This window comes from Paenibacillus sp. F024, from assembly GCF_057814255.1.
Genome location: NZ_JBVASZ010000005.1, coordinates 18,722 through 38,830 on the forward strand (window position 1 = coordinate 18,722; position 20,109 = coordinate 38,830).

23 protein-coding genes are annotated in these 20,109 nt (G+C 52.0%); 16 read left to right on the forward strand and 7 right to left on the reverse strand.

Annotated elements, in window-relative coordinates:
* Window positions 1-150 precede the first annotated feature (150 nt).
* The 6 genes from purM to ACZYR9_RS07445 all read left to right on the forward strand — a co-directional run bounded on the left by purM (window position 151) and on the right by ACZYR9_RS07445 (window position 5,735).
* On the forward strand, window positions 151-1,191 hold the full coding sequence (gene purM, locus ACZYR9_RS07420; protein ID WP_488977830.1) for a phosphoribosylformylglycinamidine cyclo-ligase: 1,041 nt from the start codon (window positions 151-153) through the stop codon (window positions 1,189-1,191).
* Window positions 1,188-1,820: a phosphoribosylglycinamide formyltransferase gene (purN, locus tag ACZYR9_RS07425; RefSeq protein WP_488977831.1), complete on the forward strand. Its 633-nt coding sequence runs from the start codon at window positions 1,188-1,190 to the stop codon at window positions 1,818-1,820. The genes purM and purN overlap by 4 nt, the downstream gene beginning before the upstream one ends.
* Complete coding sequence (locus tag ACZYR9_RS07430) at window positions 1,817-3,004, forward strand: phosphoribosylaminoimidazolecarboxamide formyltransferase (protein WP_488977832.1); 1,188 nt, start codon at window positions 1,817-1,819, stop codon at window positions 3,002-3,004. Before purN ends, ACZYR9_RS07430 begins: the two co-directional genes overlap by 4 nt.
* A gap of 31 nt (window positions 3,005-3,035) precedes the next feature.
* Window positions 3,036-3,767 (forward strand): IMP cyclohydrolase, encoded by a 732-nt coding sequence (locus tag ACZYR9_RS07435; RefSeq protein ID WP_488977833.1) that lies wholly within the window; start codon window positions 3,036-3,038, stop codon window positions 3,765-3,767.
* A gap of 13 nt (window positions 3,768-3,780) precedes the next feature.
* A complete protein-coding gene (purD, locus tag ACZYR9_RS07440; RefSeq protein WP_488977834.1) occupies window positions 3,781-5,040 on the forward strand; it encodes a phosphoribosylamine--glycine ligase in 1,260 nt (419 codons plus the stop codon).
* Between the two features lie 236 nt (window positions 5,041-5,276).
* A complete protein-coding gene (locus ACZYR9_RS07445) occupies window positions 5,277-5,735 on the forward strand; it encodes a hypothetical protein (protein WP_488977835.1) in 459 nt (152 codons plus the stop codon).
* Between the two features lie 42 nt (window positions 5,736-5,777).
* Here the strand turns inward: ACZYR9_RS07445 and ACZYR9_RS07450 are convergent, their stop codons facing one another.
* The 4 genes from ACZYR9_RS07450 to ACZYR9_RS07465 form a co-directional block, all read right to left on the reverse strand.
* Window positions 5,778-5,909: a hypothetical protein gene (locus tag ACZYR9_RS07450; protein WP_488977836.1), complete on the reverse strand. Its 132-nt coding sequence runs from the start codon at window positions 5,907-5,909 to the stop codon at window positions 5,778-5,780.
* A gap of 130 nt (window positions 5,910-6,039) precedes the next feature.
* Window positions 6,040-6,894, reverse strand: coding sequence for an ABC transporter ATP-binding protein (locus ACZYR9_RS07455; RefSeq protein WP_488977837.1), 855 nt, complete (start codon window positions 6,892-6,894; stop codon window positions 6,040-6,042).
* A 53-nt stretch (window positions 6,895-6,947) separates the two neighbouring features.
* Window positions 6,948-8,003, reverse strand: coding sequence for a FecCD family ABC transporter permease (locus ACZYR9_RS07460; protein WP_488977838.1), 1,056 nt, complete (start codon window positions 8,001-8,003; stop codon window positions 6,948-6,950).
* Window positions 8,000-9,013, reverse strand: a complete 1,014-nt coding sequence (locus tag ACZYR9_RS07465; protein ID WP_488977839.1) for a FecCD family ABC transporter permease — start codon at window positions 9,011-9,013, stop codon at window positions 8,000-8,002. Before ACZYR9_RS07465 ends, ACZYR9_RS07460 begins: the two co-directional genes overlap by 4 nt.
* Window positions 9,014-9,238: 225 nt before the next feature.
* Between ACZYR9_RS07465 and ACZYR9_RS07470 the strand changes: the two genes are divergently transcribed.
* From ACZYR9_RS07470 to ACZYR9_RS07500, 7 genes are all read left to right on the forward strand, one after another.
* A complete protein-coding gene (locus ACZYR9_RS07470) occupies window positions 9,239-10,237 on the forward strand; it encodes an ABC transporter substrate-binding protein (protein ID WP_488977840.1) in 999 nt (332 codons plus the stop codon).
* Between the two features lie 134 nt (window positions 10,238-10,371).
* Entirely contained in the window at window positions 10,372-10,698 is a 327-nt protein-coding gene (locus ACZYR9_RS07475) for a hypothetical protein (protein ID WP_488977841.1), read from the forward strand.
* 136 nt (window positions 10,699-10,834) lie between these two features.
* Window positions 10,835-11,266 (forward strand): RrF2 family transcriptional regulator, encoded by a 432-nt coding sequence (locus tag ACZYR9_RS07480; RefSeq protein WP_488977842.1) that lies wholly within the window; start codon window positions 10,835-10,837, stop codon window positions 11,264-11,266.
* A gap of 67 nt (window positions 11,267-11,333) precedes the next feature.
* Window positions 11,334-11,723 carry a hypothetical protein gene (locus tag ACZYR9_RS07485; protein WP_488977843.1) on the forward strand — a complete coding sequence of 130 codons (390 nt, stop codon included), beginning with the start codon at window positions 11,334-11,336 and terminating at the stop codon, window positions 11,721-11,723.
* 67 nt (window positions 11,724-11,790) lie between these two features.
* Window positions 11,791-12,105 (forward strand): thioredoxin, encoded by a 315-nt coding sequence (gene trxA / locus ACZYR9_RS07490; RefSeq protein WP_488977844.1) that lies wholly within the window; start codon window positions 11,791-11,793, stop codon window positions 12,103-12,105.
* 45 nt (window positions 12,106-12,150) lie between these two features.
* On the forward strand, window positions 12,151-12,921 hold the full coding sequence (locus ACZYR9_RS07495; protein ID WP_488977845.1) for a DODA-type extradiol aromatic ring-opening family dioxygenase: 771 nt from the start codon (window positions 12,151-12,153) through the stop codon (window positions 12,919-12,921).
* 170 nt (window positions 12,922-13,091) lie between these two features.
* Window positions 13,092-14,213, forward strand: a complete 1,122-nt coding sequence (locus ACZYR9_RS07500) for a DUF3048 domain-containing protein (RefSeq protein WP_488977846.1) — start codon at window positions 13,092-13,094, stop codon at window positions 14,211-14,213.
* 13 nt (window positions 14,214-14,226) lie between these two features.
* On the opposite strand, the gene ACZYR9_RS07505 is transcribed toward ACZYR9_RS07500, so the two are convergent.
* Both ACZYR9_RS07505 and ACZYR9_RS07510 read right to left on the reverse strand, forming a co-directional pair.
* A complete protein-coding gene (locus ACZYR9_RS07505) occupies window positions 14,227-15,519 on the reverse strand; it encodes a hypothetical protein (RefSeq protein WP_488977847.1) in 1,293 nt (430 codons plus the stop codon).
* Window positions 15,500-16,075: an RNA polymerase sigma factor gene (locus ACZYR9_RS07510; RefSeq protein ID WP_488977848.1), complete on the reverse strand. Its 576-nt coding sequence runs from the start codon at window positions 16,073-16,075 to the stop codon at window positions 15,500-15,502. The genes ACZYR9_RS07505 and ACZYR9_RS07510 overlap by 20 nt, the downstream gene beginning before the upstream one ends.
* 230 nt (window positions 16,076-16,305) lie before the next feature.
* Between ACZYR9_RS07510 and ACZYR9_RS07515 the strand changes: the two genes are divergently transcribed.
* Window positions 16,306-16,977, forward strand: coding sequence for a FadR/GntR family transcriptional regulator (locus ACZYR9_RS07515; protein ID WP_488977849.1), 672 nt, complete (start codon window positions 16,306-16,308; stop codon window positions 16,975-16,977).
* 50 nt (window positions 16,978-17,027) lie between these two features.
* Window positions 17,028-18,176 carry a galactonate dehydratase gene (gene dgoD / locus ACZYR9_RS07520; RefSeq protein WP_488977850.1) on the forward strand — a complete coding sequence of 383 codons (1,149 nt, stop codon included), beginning with the start codon at window positions 17,028-17,030 and terminating at the stop codon, window positions 18,174-18,176.
* A 70-nt stretch (window positions 18,177-18,246) separates the two neighbouring features.
* On the opposite strand, the gene ACZYR9_RS07525 is transcribed toward dgoD, so the two are convergent.
* Complete coding sequence (locus tag ACZYR9_RS07525) at window positions 18,247-18,705, reverse strand: YflT domain-containing protein (RefSeq protein ID WP_488977851.1); 459 nt, start codon at window positions 18,703-18,705, stop codon at window positions 18,247-18,249.
* A gap of 191 nt (window positions 18,706-18,896) precedes the next feature.
* On the opposite strand from ACZYR9_RS07525, the gene ACZYR9_RS07530 reads away from it, so the two are divergent.
* Complete coding sequence (locus ACZYR9_RS07530) at window positions 18,897-20,054, forward strand: SpoIIE family protein phosphatase (protein WP_488977852.1); 1,158 nt, start codon at window positions 18,897-18,899, stop codon at window positions 20,052-20,054.
* Window positions 20,055-20,109: the final 55 nt, after the last annotated feature.

The window sequence follows — 20,109 nt, forward strand, 5'->3', positions numbered from 1 at the left end:
CCCGTTTAGATAGGCGCAAACGGCGGCAGAAAGAGCCGCAATGGCGGTAAGGTAATGACGACCATTGAAGACAACACAAGAGCTGTAATGTTCGTTGGAGTGCATTAGCAATGCAGGTAGGGTCATATCGATTTGGGGAGGAAATACCAAGTGTCCGATGCATATAAAAAGGCCGGTGTCGACATCGCAGCCGGTAATGAAGCGGTAGAACGCATGAAGAAGCACGTAAAGACGACGTTCCGTCCTGAAGTCATGACGGAGCTCGGCGGTTTCGGCGGACTGTTCGGCTTGAATAAAGATAAATATGAGGAGCCGGTGCTTGTTTCCGGAACGGACGGTGTCGGAACGAAGCTCAAAATCGCATTTGCGATGGACAAGCACGATACGATCGGCATCGATGCCGTGGCGATGTGCGTGAACGACATCGTGGTACAGGGAGCAGAGCCGCTCTTTTTCCTCGATTATCTCGCTTGCGACAAGGTCATTCCGGAGAAAATCGAAGCGATCGTCAAAGGCATCAGCGACGGCTGCGTGCAATCGGGATGTGCTTTGATCGGCGGCGAAACGGCGGAAATGCCGGGCATGTACAGCGAAGGCGAATATGATATCGCCGGCTTTACCGTCGGTGTCGTAGACAAAAAGAAGATCATCGACGGCAAGACGATTCGTCCGGGGGATGTGGTGCTTGGATTGGCTTCAAGCGGCGTGCACAGCAACGGCTTTTCGCTTGTCCGCAAGCTGCTGCTTGAGGAGAAGGGCTACAGCCTGCACGATCACGTGGATGCATTGGGCGAACGCCTCGGCGATACGCTGCTTGCACCGACAAAAATCTACGTCAAGCCGGTGCTTGCCGTTTTGGAGCAGGTAGAAATCAAAGGCATGGCGCACATCACCGGGGGAGGCTTCCTGGAAAACATTCCGCGCGTGCTGCCTGAAGGCGTGAACGTGGAAATTGATTACGGTTCATGGCCGATTCTTCCGATTTTTGAGCTGATGCAGCGTGAAGGCGAAATCAGCAATAACGATATGTTCCGTACATTCAATATGGGAATTGGCATGGTCGTGATCGTAGCCGAGGATCAGGCCGCTAAAGCGGCTGAGCTTTTCGAGCGTAACGGTGAAAAGGCCTATACTCTTGGCCGCGTAACGGCAGGGGAGCGCATTGTCACTTTTAACGGGGCTGCCGTATGAGTACGGCTCCCCTCAGCATTGCCGTATTCGCATCGGGGAACGGAAGCAATTTTCAAGCGATTGCGGATGCGGTAAAGGACGGACGGCTCGATGCACGCATCGAGCTTTTGGTCTGTGACCGCCCGAAGGCCAAGGTAGTGGAGCGGGCGGAAGCGGCCGGTATCCCCGTATTTGCGTTTTCCCCGAAGGAGTACACTTCACGGGAAGCGTATGAGCACGACATATTACAACAGCTGCAGCAGAAAAACGTAAGACTTGTCGTTCTTGCGGGATATATGAGAATTATAACCAAGGTATTGGTAGACGCGTATTGGGGATGGATGATCAATATACATCCTTCGCTGCTGCCGTCTTTTCCGGGGCTTGACGCGGTGGGACAAGCGCTCCGTCACGGCGTGAAGGTCACCGGAGTGACGGTGCATGTGGTCGATGGAGGTCTCGACAGCGGGCCTATCTTGGCTCAAAGGGCTATCGACATTCACCCGGACGATACGGAGGTATCGATTGCCGAACGCATACATCAAATCGAGCACCGGCTGTATCCGGAAGTCATACAAGGCATTTGCAAAGGCAGCATCAGTCTGGAAACAGCTGCCGATATTAAACCAAAGGATGGGATAACACCATGAGCCAAACGACGAGCTCTCCAAACGTGTTGGAACTGAGATACGGAATGAACCCGCACCAAAAACAAGCGAAGCTCTTTAGTGAAGGAGAACTGCCGATTAAGGTTCTTAACGGCGATCCCGGATTCATCAATTTGCTGGATGCGCTCAACGGTTTTCAGCTTGCCCGCGAATTGCGCCGCGCAACCGGACTTCCTGCAGCTGCGTCCTTCAAGCATGTAAGCCCGGCAGGAGCTGCCGTTGCCGCTCCGATGTCTCCCGAGCTGAAGAAGGCTTACTTTGTGGAAGGGCTGGAGCTTTCTCCGCTGGCAACCGCCTACGCGCGTGCCCGCGGAGCCGACCGGATGTCCTCCTTCGGCGACGCCGCCGCACTCAGCGATATCGTTGACGCTTCGACGGCCCAATTGTTAAAGCGGGAGGTATCCGATCTTGTCGTCGCCCCGGGATACACGGACGAAGCATTGGAAATGCTTAAGGCGAAAAAGAACGGAAAGTATCTGATTCTTCAGATCGATCCGGATTATGTGCCGAATCCGGTCGAAATCCGCACGCTGTTTGGTCTTACGCTGCAGCAGGAGCGTAACGACGCAGTCATCGATGAATCTGCTCTGGAAAAGATCGTTACAGAGAACAAAGACCTGCCGGAGAATGCAAAACGGGATCTTTTAGTTGCACTAGTCACCTTGAAATATACGCAATCCAATTCCATCTGCTACACGCTGGACGGCCAAACCATCGGCATCGGAGCAGGACAGCAATCGAGGATTCACTGTACGAGACTTGCGGGAGACAAGGCCGACCGCTGGTTCCTTCGCCAGCATCCGACGGCGCTCAACATGAAATTCCGTCAAGGACTTTCCCGGGCGGAGCAGAATAATGCGATCGACCTCTGGCTCGAGGATGAGCTCACATTGGTGGAGCAAGCGGCATGGGAAGCTTGCTTCGATGAAGTGCCGGCACGCTTGTCCCGTGAAGAGAAGCGTGAGTGGCTGAACAAGCTTCAGGGCGTTTCTTACGGTTCGGATGCCTTCCTTCCGTTCCGCGATAACCTGGACCGCGCCAGCCGCAGCGGCGTGAAATACGTCGTGCAGGCGGGCAGCTCCATGCGGGATGAAGAAGTCGTACAAGCGGCCAACGATTACGGAATGGTGATGATGTATTCCGGCGTTCGTCTGTTCCATCACTAAGCAAGCTATTGAACCGGGGAGGAAAACGAAAGTGTCGACGACTAGAGCCGCGAAAGCGGAGCAATATATCAACGGGTTAAAAGAGAATGCTTATCCAGGCCGCGGGATCGTGATCGGTTTAACGCCTGACGGTACGCGTCTGGTACAGGTGTACTGGATTATGGGCCGAAGTGAAAACAGCCGCAACCGCGTATTTATTCAGGAAGATAACGGATTTGTCCGTACGGAGGCGAAAGACCCTGCGAAGCTGACGGATCCTTCGCTGATCATTTATTACCCGGTTAAGCATGTGAACGGGGCGCATATTGTTACGAACGGAGATCAGACCAATACGATTCATGAAGCGCTGCAGGCCGGCGGGTCATTCGAGTCTGCGTTGGCCACACGGACGTACGAGCCGGATGCGCCGAATTTCACTCCCCGCATCAGCGGTCTCGCAGACCTGAAGGACGGTCAGTTCGCTTACAAGCTGTCGATTTTGAAATCCAGCGATAATACGGAAAAACAAACGCTTCGTCATACCTATACTTATGAGAAGGCCATTCCGGGCTTCGGGCACTGCATCCATACGTATGCAGGGGACGGCAACCCGCTGCCTTCCTTCCAAGGTGAGCCGGCGCTTGTTCCGCTTTCAAACGATGTAAAGCAGATTGCGGATACCTACTGGAACGTTTTGAATGATGAGAATAAAATTTCACTGCTGGTCAAGACCATTCGCCTCGGAAGCGGAGAGACCGAGCTGTTGATCGTAAATAAGGATTAAGGGGGAGCGCAACATGCGGATATTGGTAGTGGGCGGCGGCGGCCGCGAGCATGCGATTTGTTGGGCGCTCAAAAAAAGTCCTAAAGTGCAGGAACTGTTCTGCGCGCCGGGCAACGGAGGCATTGCCGGAGTGGCTGAATGTGTGCCAATCCAGGTGAATCAATTTGAAGAGATCGCCCAGTTTGCGATCGACCGTGCGGTTGACCTCGTCGTGATCGGACCGGACGACCCGTTGTCCGAAGGCATTGTAGACCATCTGGAAGCCAAGCAAATTCCGGTCTTTGGCCCTCGCAAAAATGCTGCGATTATTGAAGGAAGTAAAGTGTTCACCAAGCAGCTGCTGAAAAAATACAACATTCCGACAGCCGCTTACGAATCCTTTGACAAGTACGAGGATGCCGTAGCTTACCTGCACAAGCAGCAGGTACCGATTGTCATTAAAGCAGACGGCCTGGCGGCAGGAAAAGGCGTTGTTGTAGCCCAAACGTTGGAAGAAGCGGAGAAGGCGCTGCATGACATCATGGTCGCCAGAGTATTCGGCGAATCCGGCAATCAGGTAGTTATCGAGGAATTCCTGACTGGACAAGAAATGTCCATACTGGCTTTCGTGGACGGCGAAACGGTACGTCCGATGGTACCTGCACAGGACCATAAGCCGGTATATGATAACGATAAAGGGCCAAATACAGGCGGGATGGGTACGTATACGCCGCTGCCGCATATTCCGCAGTCCATTATCGAAGAATCGATTGAAACGATCATCAAGCCTACGGCAAAGGCCATGGTGGCCGAAGGCCGCCCATTCCGCGGTGTGCTGTTCGCAGGACTGATGCTTACGCCAAACGGTCCGAAGACGATCGAATTCAACGCGCGTTTCGGCGATCCGGAAACACAGGTCGTGCTGCCGCGGCTGAAGACGGATCTGCTGGACATTTTCCTTGCAGCGGTAAACGGACGTCTGGATCAGATGAACATCGAATGGAGCGACGAAGCTGCCGTATGCGTTATTCTTGCTTCCGAGGGGTATCCGGCATCGTACCCGAAAGGGCTGCCGATCGAAGGGCTGGATGAGGTTCAGGATGCGCTCGTGTTTCATGCCGGGACCGCTGTGAAAGACGGAGCCATCGTCACCAGCGGCGGCAGGGTGCTTGGTGTAACCGCGCTGGGCCGCGATATCGCGGAGGCGCGTGCCAAAGCCTATGCGGAAGCCGACCGCATCCGATTCCAAGGCAAGCATTATCGGACGGATATTGCAAAGAAAGCTTTAGTATAAAAGATGCGGTAAAGCCGGATTTGAGGGCACAGCCTTCAGATCCGGCTTTTTTATTTATGGCCTAAGGGCTTTCCAAAATGGCTATCAAGTGATGGCTTTCTTCCTTAAACAACCATGTATATTTCTCCAGTCCTTCGATCATTTAATGTTGCGATAGGAAACTAGCATATAACGGATCTGCTGCGAGTATATATTTTAATAGATCCATTTCAGTGAGATAAGGAAGTTGATATCGTATGCAAGGATTCCTTAATAAAGAAATATTCCACGATGTACTGAAGCTGATCTTGTTTCAAGCGTATCTTTTTCTCTTTCATATGACGATGACGCTGGAGTATGACGGAGTTTACAAAATCATGGTATACGCGGGCTGTTTGCTGTTTTTAAGCCTGTTTTTCTTTTCCATTTCCTCTTTGAACAGGCAAAAAGAAAAGGTTCGCGGCGTATTCAACCAGCTATTCATTTCTCTCATCTGCTTTCATTTGCTGCTAAGCTTTATCAGCGGTTCAAAACAGAGGGAAAGTGTGATGTTCTTTGCGCTGACGGCGATCTTTATCCTGACCATGAACGGGTATATGTCGGTGGAGGACAAGCCGGAAGGCCTGATGGTCAAGCTGGTCTACTGCCTGCTGATCGGATGCATTGCCGCAGCCGCCGTGCTAAAGCTCGTTGCCGGGGCGTTTTCATTTGGATAATTACTGTAGACGACTGTCCAAGCTCTGTTTCATGCAGAAGGATTATTTTCTGCCGCTGCCCTTGATGACGATATGATCCCAGTATCTATACACGAAAAAAGCGGCAAGTCCGATTCCCGCGATCAGCACGGCCGATAACCAGTGATGCTGCACGTAATATAGGAACGAATTCATGGCTGGGCTCTCCCTTCTTTCAAGATTTTCCTTCATTTTTCCCAATGAGGCCCAATCTCATGAGTGAAAAGCAATCCAAACACAAAAACGCTGAGACTCTAATGGAGTGCTCAGCGTTTTAGCTTTTATTTTATATCACTAATGCGGTAGGCTTCTCATTGTTCGCGATTACGCTTGAATTGTTTGGGTATCGTTCGGGTTTTTTGCCTCTGCCGAAAGGAACGACCATCGGGGTACCGAACAACGGGTCCTCGATAATACGGCAATCCAAGTCGAATACACTGTGGATCAGTTCTTCGGTGATGACGTTCTGCGGTTGTCCCTCCGCCCATATCTTTCTGTCCTTGATGGCCACGATATTGTCCGCATACCGGCAGGCCAGATTGATATCGTGAAGCACCATGACAATGGTGCGCTGTTCCCGTGCATTTAGATCGTACAGCAGATCCAGCACTTCAATTTGGTGCGCGAGATCCAAATACGTTGTCGGTTCGTCGAGTAAAATGGTCGGGGTTCCTTGAGCCAGCGTCATGGCTATCCATGCGCGCTGTCGTTGACCTCCGGAAAGGGAATCGACGGTACGCTCGGAAAGATGCTTCATGTGGGTTCGCTCGAGTGCCCGTTGAACCATGGTTTCATCTTCCTTCGACCACTGCTGCAGCCAATTTTGATACGGATATCGTCCTTGCTTGACAAGCTGCAGAACAGTTAAACCTTCCGGAGCCGCCGGACCTTGGGGGAGCATGGCCATTCGCCTCGCAACCTCCTTCGTTCTCAACGTGGCGATATCACTGCCGTCGAGTACGACCTGCCCGCTTTGAGGCTTCAACAGCCGGGCAAGAGAACGCAACAGCGTCGATTTACCGCAGCCGTTGCTGCCGATGAATACGGTGATTTTTCCTTTGGGCAGGCAGACGTTCAGGTCCTGGAAAATGCACGTGTCACCGTAGCTGAGACACAGGTCGTTCGATTGAATGGCGGTCATAAGAATCAACTCCTTTATTCAACGTGGTTGACGCAGCGTAGTTTTGGTATGCGTTAACCGTGATTTCGGCTGTGATATAACAAATAAATAAAGAAAGGAGCGCCGATACATGCGGTGAATACACCCGCAGGAATGTCAAGCGGCGTGAACAGTGAACGGCCTGCAAGGTCAGCCAGCAGCAGGATGAGCGCGCCGATCAGCGCAGAAACAGGCAGCAAAGCGCCGAAGGCCGGTCCCACGAGCTTGCGCGCCATATGGGGCGCCATTAAACCGATGAAGACGATGGCCCCTCCAAACGCAACGGCTGCGCCGGCCAGCGCAACGCTGAGCAGCATCAGGAGCATGCGTTGGCGCTGCACGGCGCTGCCTACGCTGCGAGCCACATCCTCGCCGAGCTCTTGAATGTTGATGTGACGCGACAAGACGATCACCAGCGGCAGAAGCATCATAACCCAAGGCAGCAGAGGAAGCACGTCCTTGTCCCAAGAGACGCCGTAGATGCTTCCGGTCATGAAGGTCAAAGCTTTATTGGCCAAAACGACCGGACCCGAAATCATAAGCATATAAGAGACAGCGTTCATCGCTGCCGTAAAGCCGATGCCGATCAGAACGAGACGAAGCGGGGTGACGCCGCCATTTTTCCAGGAGAGCGAATATACGGCCAGCGTCGCCGTGAAGGCTCCGGCTACGGCAAATAAAGGAAGCCAATGAATGCTTGCTTTATCCGAGACAAAAAAGAAGAAGGTGACGGCTCCCAGTGTTGCACCGCCGGTCATGCTGATGGTGTCGGGGGATGCCAGCGGATTGCGTACAACCCCTTGCAGGATGGCTCCTGCAACCGCCAGTGTGGCTCCGATCAGCACCGCGATGACGACGCGCGGCAGACGTAAAGAGCGAATAATCGTTTCGCTTGTATCCGATCCGTGACCAAAGACGGAACGAATCACCTCCGCGGGCGTAATGAACACGCTGCCGAGCCCTGTGCTGAGAATCATCACCGCTGCCGTCGCCAGCAGCAGAATGAGTGTAACGGCCAGAGCCTTTTTGCTGATGAGAAAAGAGTAGGCTTTGCCGCGCAGAGAAACATATTTGCTTTTGGCTTGGCTCATTTCAGCTGACCTCCTTTGCGGGCGATATACACAAAGAAGGGAACGCCGATTAACGCCGTGGTCACTCCGACGTGAACTTCCTTCGGCATGGCGATGAACCTTGCGAGAATATCCGCGCTGACCAGCAGCAAGGCTCCCAGTACTGCGCAATAGGGAAGCACCCAGCGGTAATCGGCGCCGATAAGAAAGCGGACAATATGCGGTACGATGATACCGACAAAAACGACAGGACCGGCAACCGCAACCGAACCGCCGGCAAGCAGCACGACGACGACCGCCGCCGCGGCTTTGATCAGCATAGTACGCTGTCCCAAGCCCTTGGCTACATCCTCACCCATGGAAAGAACATTGATATGAGGAGACAGCAGCAGTGCACCTGCCAATGCGATGAGCATATAGGGAAGCACGGACAGCAGCATTTCCATCGTCCGTCCGGCGACGGAGCCGACGAGCCAGAAGAGCACCTGATCGAACGCTTTACCGTCGGCCAGAAGAATCCCCTGGGTAAGCGAATGAAAAAATGCGGTAATCGCTGATCCGGCGAGTGTGATTTTGATCGGGGTCAAGCCGTCCCGTCCGATGGAGCCAAGAACATAGACGGCGGCAGAGCTGACGGCAGCTCCCAAGAAAGCAATCCATGTAAATTGCGTTAAGCCCGATACATCAAATAAAGAGACGGATAAGATAATGGCGAATGCGGCGCCGGCGTTCACGCCGAAGAGGCTTGGGGAAGCCAGCGGATTGCGGGTGATCGCCTGCATCAGAGCTCCGGCGACCGCCAGACTGCCTCCCACGGCGGCGGCAATGAGCGCCCGGGGTACCCGGGCCGATTGAATGATGATGTGCTCATTTGAACCGTCATGCTGTGTATAAGCGGACACGATGCTGTTCCACGAATAAGGATTGACGCCGAACATAACGCTTGCAAGCATGGAAACGGCGAGCAGCACCAAAGCTGCAATCAAACCGCCGATTTTGAAGGAAAGTTGATTGTGAAGTCTTGTACGCATGAATATAAGCCTGCTTCCCGTGATTTCCGGACCCATTGGATTTATCTTAGTACTAAAATAAATAAATAAAATAATAAATCCATTGTATGAGAAGCGTTATCAACTGTCAATGATTTTGAGAATCATTATCAAAAAAGATTGACAATGTGCGAGTTCCCAATTATGATTTATTTTGTTAATGATAATCATTATCACTATTTGGTACATAATCAGGAGGTTCACTCAATGTTTAGTGCACGCAAATCGTTTCAATGGAAAACAGGCGCAATTCTCGCCGGTGCGCTGTTTATGTCTGTATGGCTGAGCGCTTGCGGGACGAATCCGTCTGCCGCGCCGAATGCTTCTGAGAATCAGCAAAGCGCACCTGCCGCCGCTGCGGAAGGTCCGCACAAAGTGAAGCATGCGATGGGAGAAACCGAGGTTCCGGCGAACCCGAAGAAGGTCGTCATTCTGACCAATGAAGGAACGGAAGCTTTGCTGGCTCTGGGAATTAAGCCTGTGGGTGCCGTCAAGTCTTGGACGGGTGATCCTTGGTACGATCATATCAAAGCCGACATGGAAGGCGTTAAAGTGGTCGGAGAAGAAAGCCAGCCGAACCTGGAGCTGATTGCCGCACTGCAGCCTGACCTGATTATTGGGAATAAAATGCGCCAAGAAAAAGTATATGCCCAGCTGAATGCCATCGCTCCGACCGTATTCTCCGAAACGCTGCGCGGCGAATGGAAAAATAACTTCCGTCTGTATGCGGAAACGGTTGGCAAAAAAGAAGAGGGCGAGAAAATTATCGCCGCTTTCGACAAACGCATTGAGGATTTTAAAGCGAAGGCCGGAGACAAGCTCAAGGAGAAAGTATCGGTTGTACGCTTCATGTCCGGCAAAACGAGAATTTACCTGCAGGATACATTTACGGGAATTATTTTCTCACAAATCGGCATTGCGCGTCCTGAATTGAAGGATAAAGAAACCTTCGCTATTGAAATTACGAAGGAACGTCTGCCGGATGCAGATGCGGACAGAATGTTCTATTTCACATACGAGACCGGAGACGGGAAAGCAAGCAACCAAGAGAAAGAATGGATGAACGATCCGCTGTGGAAAAACCTGAATGTAGTAAAGAAAGGTCAAGTGTTTAAAGTGAACGATGCGATCTGGAATACGGCGGGCGGGGTTAAGGCTGCCAACCTGATGCTCGACGATTTGTATAAATTTTACGATATAAAGTAAGAAAACGCCAAAGGCCGGCTCTTCCAAGGGAAGAGACCGGTTTTTTCAATAAAAAGGTATAACCTTCGGACGGTTAAAGCAAAATATATGAGGTTCCTTACCACAATCTAGAACCCAAGGAGGATTTCAACCCTATGCACCAGGTGATTAACCAATTAAACCAATGCCAACAAGCCATTGGCCAGCTGATTCAGCAAACGGAACAAGCGAGCATGAATTACCAGAGAATGCTGCAGCAGGAGCAGCAAAACGCGCAGCAGCTGGAGATGCTGGCTCAGCGGGAGCGTCAGGCGGCTCAAATGATCCAAATGGCGCTGCAGGGTCATCAAACGGCGATTCAGCAAATGCACCAAATGTCGCAAATGTGCCAACAAATGGAGCAAAGGCTTGTACAAATGAACGCGATGGGCATGCAGTCACAGCAGCAGGGCGGCTACGCCCACGGCAGCATGTTCCAATAAATAGCCGGCTGAGCTGTTCCCGACTTTATCGGGGACGGCTTTTTTTTCACGTTGTACAGGAATTTCCTAAGGATTGTTGACAAATTTATCTGTAATAATTATAATAACAGTAAGACGAAAGAGGAGGACGCCAGGCGTGAACAGTGAATTTACAATTGCGGTACACAGTCTGGTGCTGCTTGCTTACCGGCCGGATCATATGGCTACCAGCGATATGATCGCGGCGAATGTTTGCACTCATCCCGCCCGTGTGCGGAAGGTAATGAGCTGTCTGAAGAAGCAAGGCTACGTTAGTACTAAAGAAGGCACCGGCGGCGGATATGCGTTAAGCTGTAATCCGGCCGAGGTCACTTTGGCGCAAATGTATCGTGCGACTTCGATTGGCTCTCTCAAGCCTTCCTGGTGCTCCGGCAGCGAGGAGGAAGATTGCATTGTTGCATGCAACATGGCGGACGTGATGGATCATATTTTCGCGGAAGCCGAGGAGCAGATGCTGACCTTTCTGTCCCGGATTACGATCCTTGATGTACTGAACCGGATTCGGGAAGTGCAAGACGTGAGGAAGTAATCGATCCTTTGTGTACAAACTGTTACTTTAATTGTATCAGATTTCGATAAATAGGAGGGATTGGTATATGGCTTCAATTCATGATGTGAAAATGAACGAAGGCGACTGGGTGAGCGGTACAACGCAAGAGGATGAACGCTTTATCGGTTATGTCGAATCGAGGGAAGGAAACGGTTTGATCAAGGTTCGAATCACCCAATGCGACCGTCCGGAAATCATCGGCGATTGGGCCGAAGCCAAGCTGTCCAAGGTTTCTAAGCTTTCTGAGTATGAACCGGCCGGCGAAACGGCGCTGCGCTCGTTGATTGAAATTGCTCTGATGACAAAGGACCGGGAATGGTTTACGGAGCTGAGCGGCAAGCTTGCCTTATCCGCCGAAGTTGAGGCGGAGAACCGGTCGAGAAGGAACCGTTTGGAGGCGGATTTTCTTTTGCAGCGCCCATCCCGTTTGAATTAACCTGGTGGGGTATAAAAACATTTAGATATGTTTTCATAAAATATTTATTTATTAGGAGTGGATACTCATGGCTATTGTTAATGTAACTGATGTACAATTTAAGGACACCGTAAAAGAGGGAGTCGTATTGGTTGATTTCTGGGCGCCTTGGTGCGGACCTTGCAAAATGATTGCGCCGGTGCTTGAGGAGCTGAACGGAAAGCTCGGAGGCGCGCTTACGATTGCGAAAGTAAATGTGGATGACAACCCGCAAACCGCAGGCAATTACGGAGTTATGAGTATTCCGACCTTAAAGCTGTTTAAAGACGGCGTAGAGGTCGGCACGAACGTAGGCTTCAGACCGCTGAATGAACTGGAGGCTTGGGTACGGGAGCAGTTGTAAGCCGGTCAGAGGAGCCTTCTAATCTTTCTGGTTAGGGGGATACACATGGTTCCATCTTTTTTCATGGCTCATGGCGCGCCTACTCTTGTATTGGAGAACACCTCCTATACCCGGTTTATCCAAGATTTAGGCCGGACTCTTCCTGCTCCTGAGGGAGTCGTCATTTGGAGCGCACATTGGGAGAGTCCGACCCAGCTGGTTACCGGCGCCCCAAAGCTTGAAACGATCAAGGACTTTTGGGGCTTTCCGCAAGAGCTCTATGATTTATCCTATCCGGCCAAAGGCAGCATGATGCTGAGCATGGAAATTCAAAGCATGCTGTCCGCGGAAGGCATTCATTGTCATATTGACGATCAGAGAGGCTTGGATCACGGTGCGTGGTCCTTGCTTTCTTTGTTGTTTCCTCAAGCCGATATCCCTGTTGTAGGGATGTCGGTGAACGCAAATCTCGTTCCTGAAGAACAATATCGCATCGGAAAAGCGTTGACGGATTTGAGAAGGAGCGGCTATTTGCTCATCGGCAGCGGCGGTACGACGCACAATCTGTCCAGATTGAACTGGAGCCATGAAAGAGTGGAGGCTTGGGCGCTGAAGTTTGACGAATGGCTGGCGGAGAGGATCCTTGTATGGGATTTGGAGGCCTTATTCGATTATGAACGCCGCGCTCCTTATGCGAGCTTGGCCGTACCGACCAAAGAACACTTCGTGCCCTTGTTGATCGGATTGGGAACGGCTGATGAAAAGCGTAAAGCGGCGCTGCTTCATCAGCAGTATCAGTTTGGAACACTCGGCTTGAGCTGTTGGATGTTCAGCTGAATGCAGCCAGCTGGCATCATAGAATAAAAAAGGGAAATAAAATCGCGGCATCATCCGATATTTAATATAGGGATGATGCCTTTTTTGTATTTATTTGCAAAAAAAGGATTCTAAACGCAAGATTAATAGAATATAGTTTACTAGAGGACAAGCGGATGAGGTGACGTCGTATGAAACGGAAGCAGAGGATAACGGAATGGAGCCGCATGGGGCGGCAGGGAGGACTTGCGCTGCTGGCGGTCTGTCTGGCCTGGACAGCGGCGGGCTGTCAAACCACCGGAGGGCCGCCGCCGGATAATGTGAAGCCGGTTGTTATGGAGCCGAATGTTCCGCCCGCGCCTCTTGTCAAAGCTGAACCGGCTTTCCGGGCTCCTTTAACGGGAGTGCCGGGCGACAAGAAAGCGGAGGAGCGGCCGATCATGGTTATGATCAATAATGCCCCGCAGGCGAGGCCGCAAAGCGGTCTGACGCAAGCGGATATGCTTCTCGAGGTGCTGGCTGAAGGGGATATTACCCGGATCGTCGGTATTTTTCAAAGCAGTACGTCCAAGGATCCCGTTGGCCCGGTGCGAAGCATCCGTCCCTATTTTATCGAAATCGGCAAATCGTTTGGAGCTATTCAAGTGCATGCGGGCGGAAGCCCTGACGGTTATGAAAAGCTGAAAAAGGAGCGCATTCAGGCGCTGGATGAAATTACAAATGCAGGTGCCGCCTTTTGGAGGGAACGTTCCCGTAAGGCTCCCCACAACCTATATACGGATCTGACGAAAATACGGGAGACGGCTCAAGAGCGGGGCTTTACCGCTAACGCTCTCACCCATCCGGTCTACAGCTTTGTAAAGACGGATTCGGAAGCCGTCCCGGCTCTGGGCAACGATGCGCAGGATGCGCCAAAGGTGGATGTTACCTTTTTGATGCAGAGCTATAAGGTTACTTACGATTTTGACCGGATCAGCGGGTTGTATAAACGGTCGATCAACGGCAAAAAGCATATCGATCTGAATAATGAAGAGCAATTGTCCGCGGCCAATGTGGTAGTGATGGGGACAAAGCACCGTACGCTCGATAGCGAGGGCAGGCTTGACGTCAAGCTTACCGGGATCGGCCCGGCACTCCTGTTCGAACGGGGCAAGGTAAAGAAAGCGGAGTGGAAGAGGGATAAAGAAAGCGACCCGATCCGTTTTTATGATCAAGGCCGCGAGGCGGTTCTGCAGCAGGGGCAGACGCATATCATGATCGTACCCGATACGCCGTCGTTTGAAAGCCATGTAAACTACGGGCAGCAGCCGTAACCGCTGCCGCCCTTTATTGCGGCTCCAGGTAGGCCTTGGCCTGCCGTTTCCAAGACTCGACATACTGGTCCGCCGCCCACTGCGCCATAATCACCGATTCATGGGGTTGGAGCGGGATCGTCATAAGCTGCGATGGAATCAGCCGGTCGATATAAGGGTAGATGATAATACTTCGATCCGTAACGACCGCCACAATATCGTGCTTTGGTGAAGTGAAGACGTCCATGGCGGAAGGCTGCAGACGCTTGATTTCATTCCACGAAACCGCCAGCTTGTCATGAGCGACAACCGTTGCAGGCAGCTCCATCGGCACATCCTTTAACCGGTATCCGATCGTGCCGTTCCGATTCTCCGCAGAACCGTAATCGGCCAGCTGTGCGAGCCACTGACCCTGCTTGCGAACAAGGGTCCAGCTTTCCCCCGCGGGATCCATGGCTCCGGCTGCCGTACCGGGGTCTCCCGGCTGTGCGGGGAGCGTCGGCTTAAGCTCCTGGAGAATCGGCTCGGAGTAGGCGGCGAGCAGTCCGCGCAGCGATACGTGCGGTTCTTTTAGCGGTGTAAGGGAAATGGCCTTCTTCGTCGGGATCATATGCATCAGCTCTTTGACCCATACGTATTCGTATTTGACGCCCTGTCCAGAGGCGGAATCATGAGTTTGTACGGTTTGAGCAACGGCGATATAGCGGTTCCCGGCAAAGAGGAGCTTCTCCGACAGCTTCACCGGTTTGGACACTTCTGCGGAGGTCCGCTCATCTTCAAATGTCGGATTGGCGGCCGCTTTGGATGCGATCATGATCCACGCCTCTTTCTCCTCGTCTAATACCCGCTGGCCCCCCAATTTCCAGAAATCCATTTTGTAAGGCATGAGTATGCCTTTGCCCTCCGCGGCTTTCTGAAGCCGATTTTGCTCCGGAGCGATGAGTACGGTGCGGTAAGTGCTGTATTCCTGCCTGCCGCCGGATGCAGGAAAATCTGTACGCAAACCAAGAAGCAGTGCGGAACGGACGGATGCTTCCCAGCTTTCCTTTGCCGGCTCTTGCGAAGCGGCATGCTGTGAATACTCATCAGCCATCGGTTGGTTCATGCGCAGGAAGGAAGTCAACCTTTGTCCGTCGACGAACAGGAGCAAAACCATGATCGCAAGCAGGGCACAGGCGAAGCCGAGCCATGGCTTCCAGGGCTTCGATCCGAACCTTTCTTCCTCTATGCGCGCTTCGATACGCTGCCTTAAGCTGTCGGTAAACCCCTCGTGGGTGAGCGGCCCTTCAGACAGCTTATTCTTAAGCTCATTGTCCATCGGATTCAAGACTCCAATCCTCCTTCATCCTCGAAATTTTATTCCGTGCATGAAACAGCCTCGATTTGACCGTTCCTTCACTGACACCCAGCACTTCCGCCATTTCCTTCATGGACAGCTGATGATGCGCATAAAGGATCAATACTTCCCTGTATTTCACAGGCAGCTTCAGCACCATGTCCCACATTTCATTTATGGTCAACCGTTCCATAATCTCTTTTTCCGGCTGCGAGGTGGCCGCCTGTTCGCCGAAAGAAGTGAGAAAATCGACTAAAGTGACTTTACGGTAAAAGGCAGCCCTCCGGTAATCGAGCGTCATATTGCGCGTTATGGCGAGCAGCCAAGTTTTGACGGAGGATTCGCAGCGGAATGTATAAAGGTTGCGATATACCTTAATAAACACCTCTTGGGTGATATCGTCGGCCTGATCCCGCTTCCGGGTCATGCTGTAAGCATAGTTCCATACGTCTTTGCCGTAAGCCGTCATCAGCTCGTGCAGTATCGCTTTCTGGTCCGAGCTTTCCGACAAATGCTTCAAATATTCAAAGTTTGCTTTCGAATCCAAAGCTGCCACCTCAAATGTTTGACGATCTTTCAGGCGTGCCGGTTCAATGATCCGGCCCCGAAGACGTCAAGAGAGAGTATCGGACTTTATCTATCCTACCAGTGTACTGTGATCTTGAAGCTTTATAAAGAGGAAGCCGGATTTTGTCACAAAAAAAGATTGATCATCTGATGTTTAGATAATATAATAAAAAACATCAGATGAATTTTGGAGGAAATAACAACCGGCTTATGTCAAAAAAACTGACTTATGAAACCGTTTACGACGAAATCAAAAGAAAAATCGAGAGCGGCGTTTGGAAGCCCGGACAGCAAATTCCTCCCCTGGAGCAGCTGTCCATAGAGCTCGGTGTAGGCATTTCGTCTGTTCGAGAGGCTGTACGGATTCTTGGTAAGCAGAAAATTTTACGTATAGAGCAGGGTCGAGGCACTTATGTCGAACCTGATGTGGCCGGGGGGGATAGCACAAAAACGCTTGATTTTCTGGAGAAGGCGACGATGCTGCAGTTAACGGAAGCAAGGCTGATCATTGAGCCGGAGCTTGCTGCGCTGGCGGCCGAGAAGGCGACCGAGGCCGAGGCCGCGGAGATCGTAAGGACAGCCGAAACGATGCGGCAAAAAATAAGGAAGAAGCAGGACTTTTTTAAAGAGGATTTACTGTTTCATGAACTGATTGCCAGAGCTTCCCATAATGAAATCATGTTTCACATGCTTGAACGAATCGGAGACCTGCTGACGGACAGCCGCAGGCGCTCGATGAAATGGACGGGGATGGACGAAAAAGCGGCCTCTTACCATTATTTGATCGGGCAGGCTATTGCGCAGCGCAATCCTACCCAAGCCAGGACACTGATGAAAAGCCATTTGGAGGATATGCTGACAGGGTTTCGCCAAGACATTTAGGCTGAATGACCGAAGGATCGCCATTCCATGATAAGGGAGAGGACAATGATATGAAAATCAAATCCATGGAGCTTTTTCAAGTGCCGCCAAGATGGTTGTTTCTGAAGGTAACGACAGATGACGGCATTGTCGGGTGGGGAGAGCCGATCGTGGAAGGGAAGGCGGATACGGTTCGTGCCGCGGTGGAGGAGTTGAGCGATTACCTGATCGGCAAAGATCCGGGACATATCGAGGACCTGTGGCAGGTGCTGTATCGGGGCGGCTTTTACCGGGGAGGTCCGATTCTGACCAGTGCGATCTCGGGTATCGAACAAGCGCTGTGGGATATTAAAGGCAAGCGGCTGGGGGTGCCTGTGTACGAGCTGCTTGGCGGTCCGGTCCGCGACAAAATGCGTGTTTATGCCTGGATCGGCGGCGATAAGCCTTCGGATGTGGCGGAAGCGGCCAAGGAGAAGATGGCGGAAGGATATACCGCAGTCAAGATGAACGGCACGGCGGAAATGGAGTGGATCGATTCGCCGCTGAAGGTGCAGGAGGCTGTGGAACGGCTGGCCGCGGTGCGTGAGGCCCTCGGCTGGGACAAGGGCATCGGTGTGGATTTTCACGGTCGAGTGCACAAGACCATGGCCAAAGTGCTGATCAAGGAGATGGAACCGTTCAAGCCGATGTTCATCGAAGAGCCGGTGCTCCCCGAAAACAATGAGGTGATTCCCGAGATCACCAAAGGCGTCAGCATACCGATTGCAACAGGAGAGCGGATGTATACGCGCTGGGATTTCAAGCGGCTTCTCACTCAAGGGGGCGTGGATATTATCCAACCGGATCTCAGCCATGCCGGGGGCATATGGGAGGTGCGCAAAATCGCTGCGATGGCGGAAGCCTTCGATGTTGCCGTAGCGCCGCACTGCCCGCTTGGACCGATTGCGCTGGCTGCATCGCTGCAGCTCGATTTCTGTACGCCCAACGCGTTCATCCAGGAGCAGAGCCTGGGTATTCATTACAATCAAGGCTCGGACCTGTTGGATTATTTGGTTGATCCGGCCGTGTTTCACTACCAGGACGGTTTTGTCCGCAGGCTTACCGGTCCCGGGCTTGGAGTAGAGATTAACGAATCGAAGGTACGCGAGATGGCGGCTGTCGGCCACCGGTGGCGCAACCCGGTATGGAGAAACGAGGACGGCGTCGTCACGGAGTGGTAATTAACGCACCCCTAAACAGCCCTTAGGCAAGACCCGTGATGAGGAGTCTTGCCTAAGGGCTGTTTAGTGTTTAGTACTGTCGGCCCAGATGATTCTTATTATCCATGTAAGCGCCCATCGGCGGTATGGCGACATCCTCCACACGTTCGCGCCGGCGTGCGGCTGCTTCCTCCTCGCGTTCAAATGGGCCAGGGTCTTCTTGGACCCATACAAGTACCATAATCCGGCCTTTGTCCAATTCGGACTCATAGCGTTTCGCTTCCGAAGGCGAGATGCCGAGAGATTCAATCTTGGCCCGCAATTGATCGCCCCTCGAACGGAACAGGTTGGCGAATGCCGTCGCCATCCCTTCTTCCATCATGCCGATCGTGTTCGTATCGGTTAATCGGCTCAGCCCTTCGGTCTGCTCATCATCATGCGCCAATACATAGATTTCACTCAAGGAATGGCCTTCCTCCCGAAAACCGCGAATGGCGCGGATAGCTCCCTCTTCATCATTGACCAGTTTGATTTTGGTTCTCAAGCTCATTGTTAATCCCTCCCCCGTATTGTCACTTGCCATTTTTTTAACCGGATTTCGACCCCATGAAACACAGTCCTGGTTGTTTCAAAAGGAGTCAATATGGTTACATAGAGATATAAAAAAGCTATAATTGAAGGAACGGACTTGAACCGGATAATACATTGGTTCCGTTTCGAACAATAGAGGGAGACCATCACATGAATATTGCCATCGTTGACGATAATCCGGTCAACATTATCGTGATAGAGAAGATCTTGAAAAGTGCAGGTTACGATTCGTTTTGGAAGGCCTCTTCGGCTCAGGAGCTCCTCGGAAGGCTGCAGGAGCATGCCGATTCGGGAACTGTGCCTGTAGATTTGATTCTCATGGATATGATGATGCCGGGGATGGACGGAATCGAAGCATGCCGCCGCATCCAGCAGGATGAATTATTAAAGGATATTCCGGTCATTATCGTGACTGCTCTCGGAGATTCCAATAAGCTGGCTGAAGCGCTGGAGGCCGGAGCGATCGACTATGTCATGAAGCCTGTTAACAAGGTGGAGCTGATCGCCCGAATCCGCGTCGCGCTGCGCTTGAAGTACGAAAAGGATTGGCACAAGCATAACGAAGCCCGAATCCGCGAGGAGCTCGAGCTGGCTAGAAAAGTACAGGGAAGCGTGCTGAGTCCGCCGTTGCAAAAGGAACTCCTCGAAATCAGCGCCGCGTATTATCCTTCCTCGGAGCTGGCCGGTGACTTTTATGCCTGGTACCGTATTGACGATGATCGGCATGGTGCGATCATTCTGGATATCATGGGTCACGGTATCTCATCTTCTCTGGTCTGTATGTTCATTTCTTCCGTAATGCAGGATACGATTACCCGTTTCGTTTCACCGGAATTCGTCATCGCGGAGTTGAACCGGTACATGAAACAGTTGAATCATAAAAATCCTTCGATCAGCTATTATTTTACGGCGATTTATTTGCTTATCGATACGAAAAACAAAACGATTGAGTACGTTAATGCCGGTCACCCGCCCGGCTTTCTTTTTGAGGAAGGGAAAGCGCCGATTGAGCTTGGGCAAGGAAGCTGCGCGGTCGGCTTTTTTGACCAAATGGAGATCACCAAAAGCACGTTTACTTACGAGAATCCGATTCAGGTTGTCCTTTATACGGACGGCCTGCTCGAGGCGCTGCCGATGCCGGAGGATTATCCGGAGGATACGCCGGAATCCGATCTGCTTGCAATGAAGCTGCACAGCCGTGTCCAGGGCGAGCACGATCCCGTACATCTGGTGGAAAGCCTTCTGCCGCTCAATGACCGGGAAACGCAAAGTGACGATATCTGCATGATGTTAATTACAGCCAAATAAGAGAGCGTAATTCGATCGAAATAAAAGCTTCAGAACGGGAAGAGGGTAACGCCGC

Coding starts and splice junctions, on each gene's coding strand:
- purN (WP_488977831.1), top strand. CDS start 1,188: ATGAGTACGGCTCCCCTCAGCATTGCCGTATTCGCATCGGGGAACGGA.
- ACZYR9_RS07430 (WP_488977832.1), top strand. CDS start 1,817: ATGAGCCAAACGACGAGCTCTCCAAACGTGTTGGAACTGAGATACGGA.
- purD (WP_488977834.1), top strand. CDS start 3,781: ATGCGGATATTGGTAGTGGGCGGCGGCGGCCGCGAGCATGCGATTTGT.
- ACZYR9_RS07445 (WP_488977835.1), top strand. CDS start 5,277: ATGCAAGGATTCCTTAATAAAGAAATATTCCACGATGTACTGAAGCTG.
- ACZYR9_RS07450 (WP_488977836.1), bottom strand. CDS start 5,909: ATGAATTCGTTCCTATATTACGTGCAGCATCACTGGTTATCGGCCGTG.
- ACZYR9_RS07455 (WP_488977837.1), bottom strand. CDS start 6,894: ATGACCGCCATTCAATCGAACGACCTGTGTCTCAGCTACGGTGACACG.
- ACZYR9_RS07460 (WP_488977838.1), bottom strand. CDS start 8,003: ATGAGCCAAGCCAAAAGCAAATATGTTTCTCTGCGCGGCAAAGCCTAC.
- ACZYR9_RS07465 (WP_488977839.1), bottom strand. CDS start 9,013: ATGCGTACAAGACTTCACAATCAACTTTCCTTCAAAATCGGCGGTTTG.
- ACZYR9_RS07470 (WP_488977840.1), top strand. CDS start 9,239: ATGTTTAGTGCACGCAAATCGTTTCAATGGAAAACAGGCGCAATTCTC.
- ACZYR9_RS07475 (WP_488977841.1), top strand. CDS start 10,372: ATGCACCAGGTGATTAACCAATTAAACCAATGCCAACAAGCCATTGGC.
- ACZYR9_RS07485 (WP_488977843.1), top strand. CDS start 11,334: ATGGCTTCAATTCATGATGTGAAAATGAACGAAGGCGACTGGGTGAGC.
- trxA (WP_488977844.1), top strand. CDS start 11,791: ATGGCTATTGTTAATGTAACTGATGTACAATTTAAGGACACCGTAAAA.
- ACZYR9_RS07495 (WP_488977845.1), top strand. CDS start 12,151: ATGGTTCCATCTTTTTTCATGGCTCATGGCGCGCCTACTCTTGTATTG.
- ACZYR9_RS07500 (WP_488977846.1), top strand. CDS start 13,092: ATGAAACGGAAGCAGAGGATAACGGAATGGAGCCGCATGGGGCGGCAG.
- ACZYR9_RS07515 (WP_488977849.1), top strand. CDS start 16,306: ATGTCAAAAAAACTGACTTATGAAACCGTTTACGACGAAATCAAAAGA.
- dgoD (WP_488977850.1), top strand. CDS start 17,028: ATGAAAATCAAATCCATGGAGCTTTTTCAAGTGCCGCCAAGATGGTTG.
- ACZYR9_RS07525 (WP_488977851.1), bottom strand. CDS start 18,705: ATGAGCTTGAGAACCAAAATCAAACTGGTCAATGATGAAGAGGGAGCT.
- ACZYR9_RS07530 (WP_488977852.1), top strand. CDS start 18,897: ATGAATATTGCCATCGTTGACGATAATCCGGTCAACATTATCGTGATA.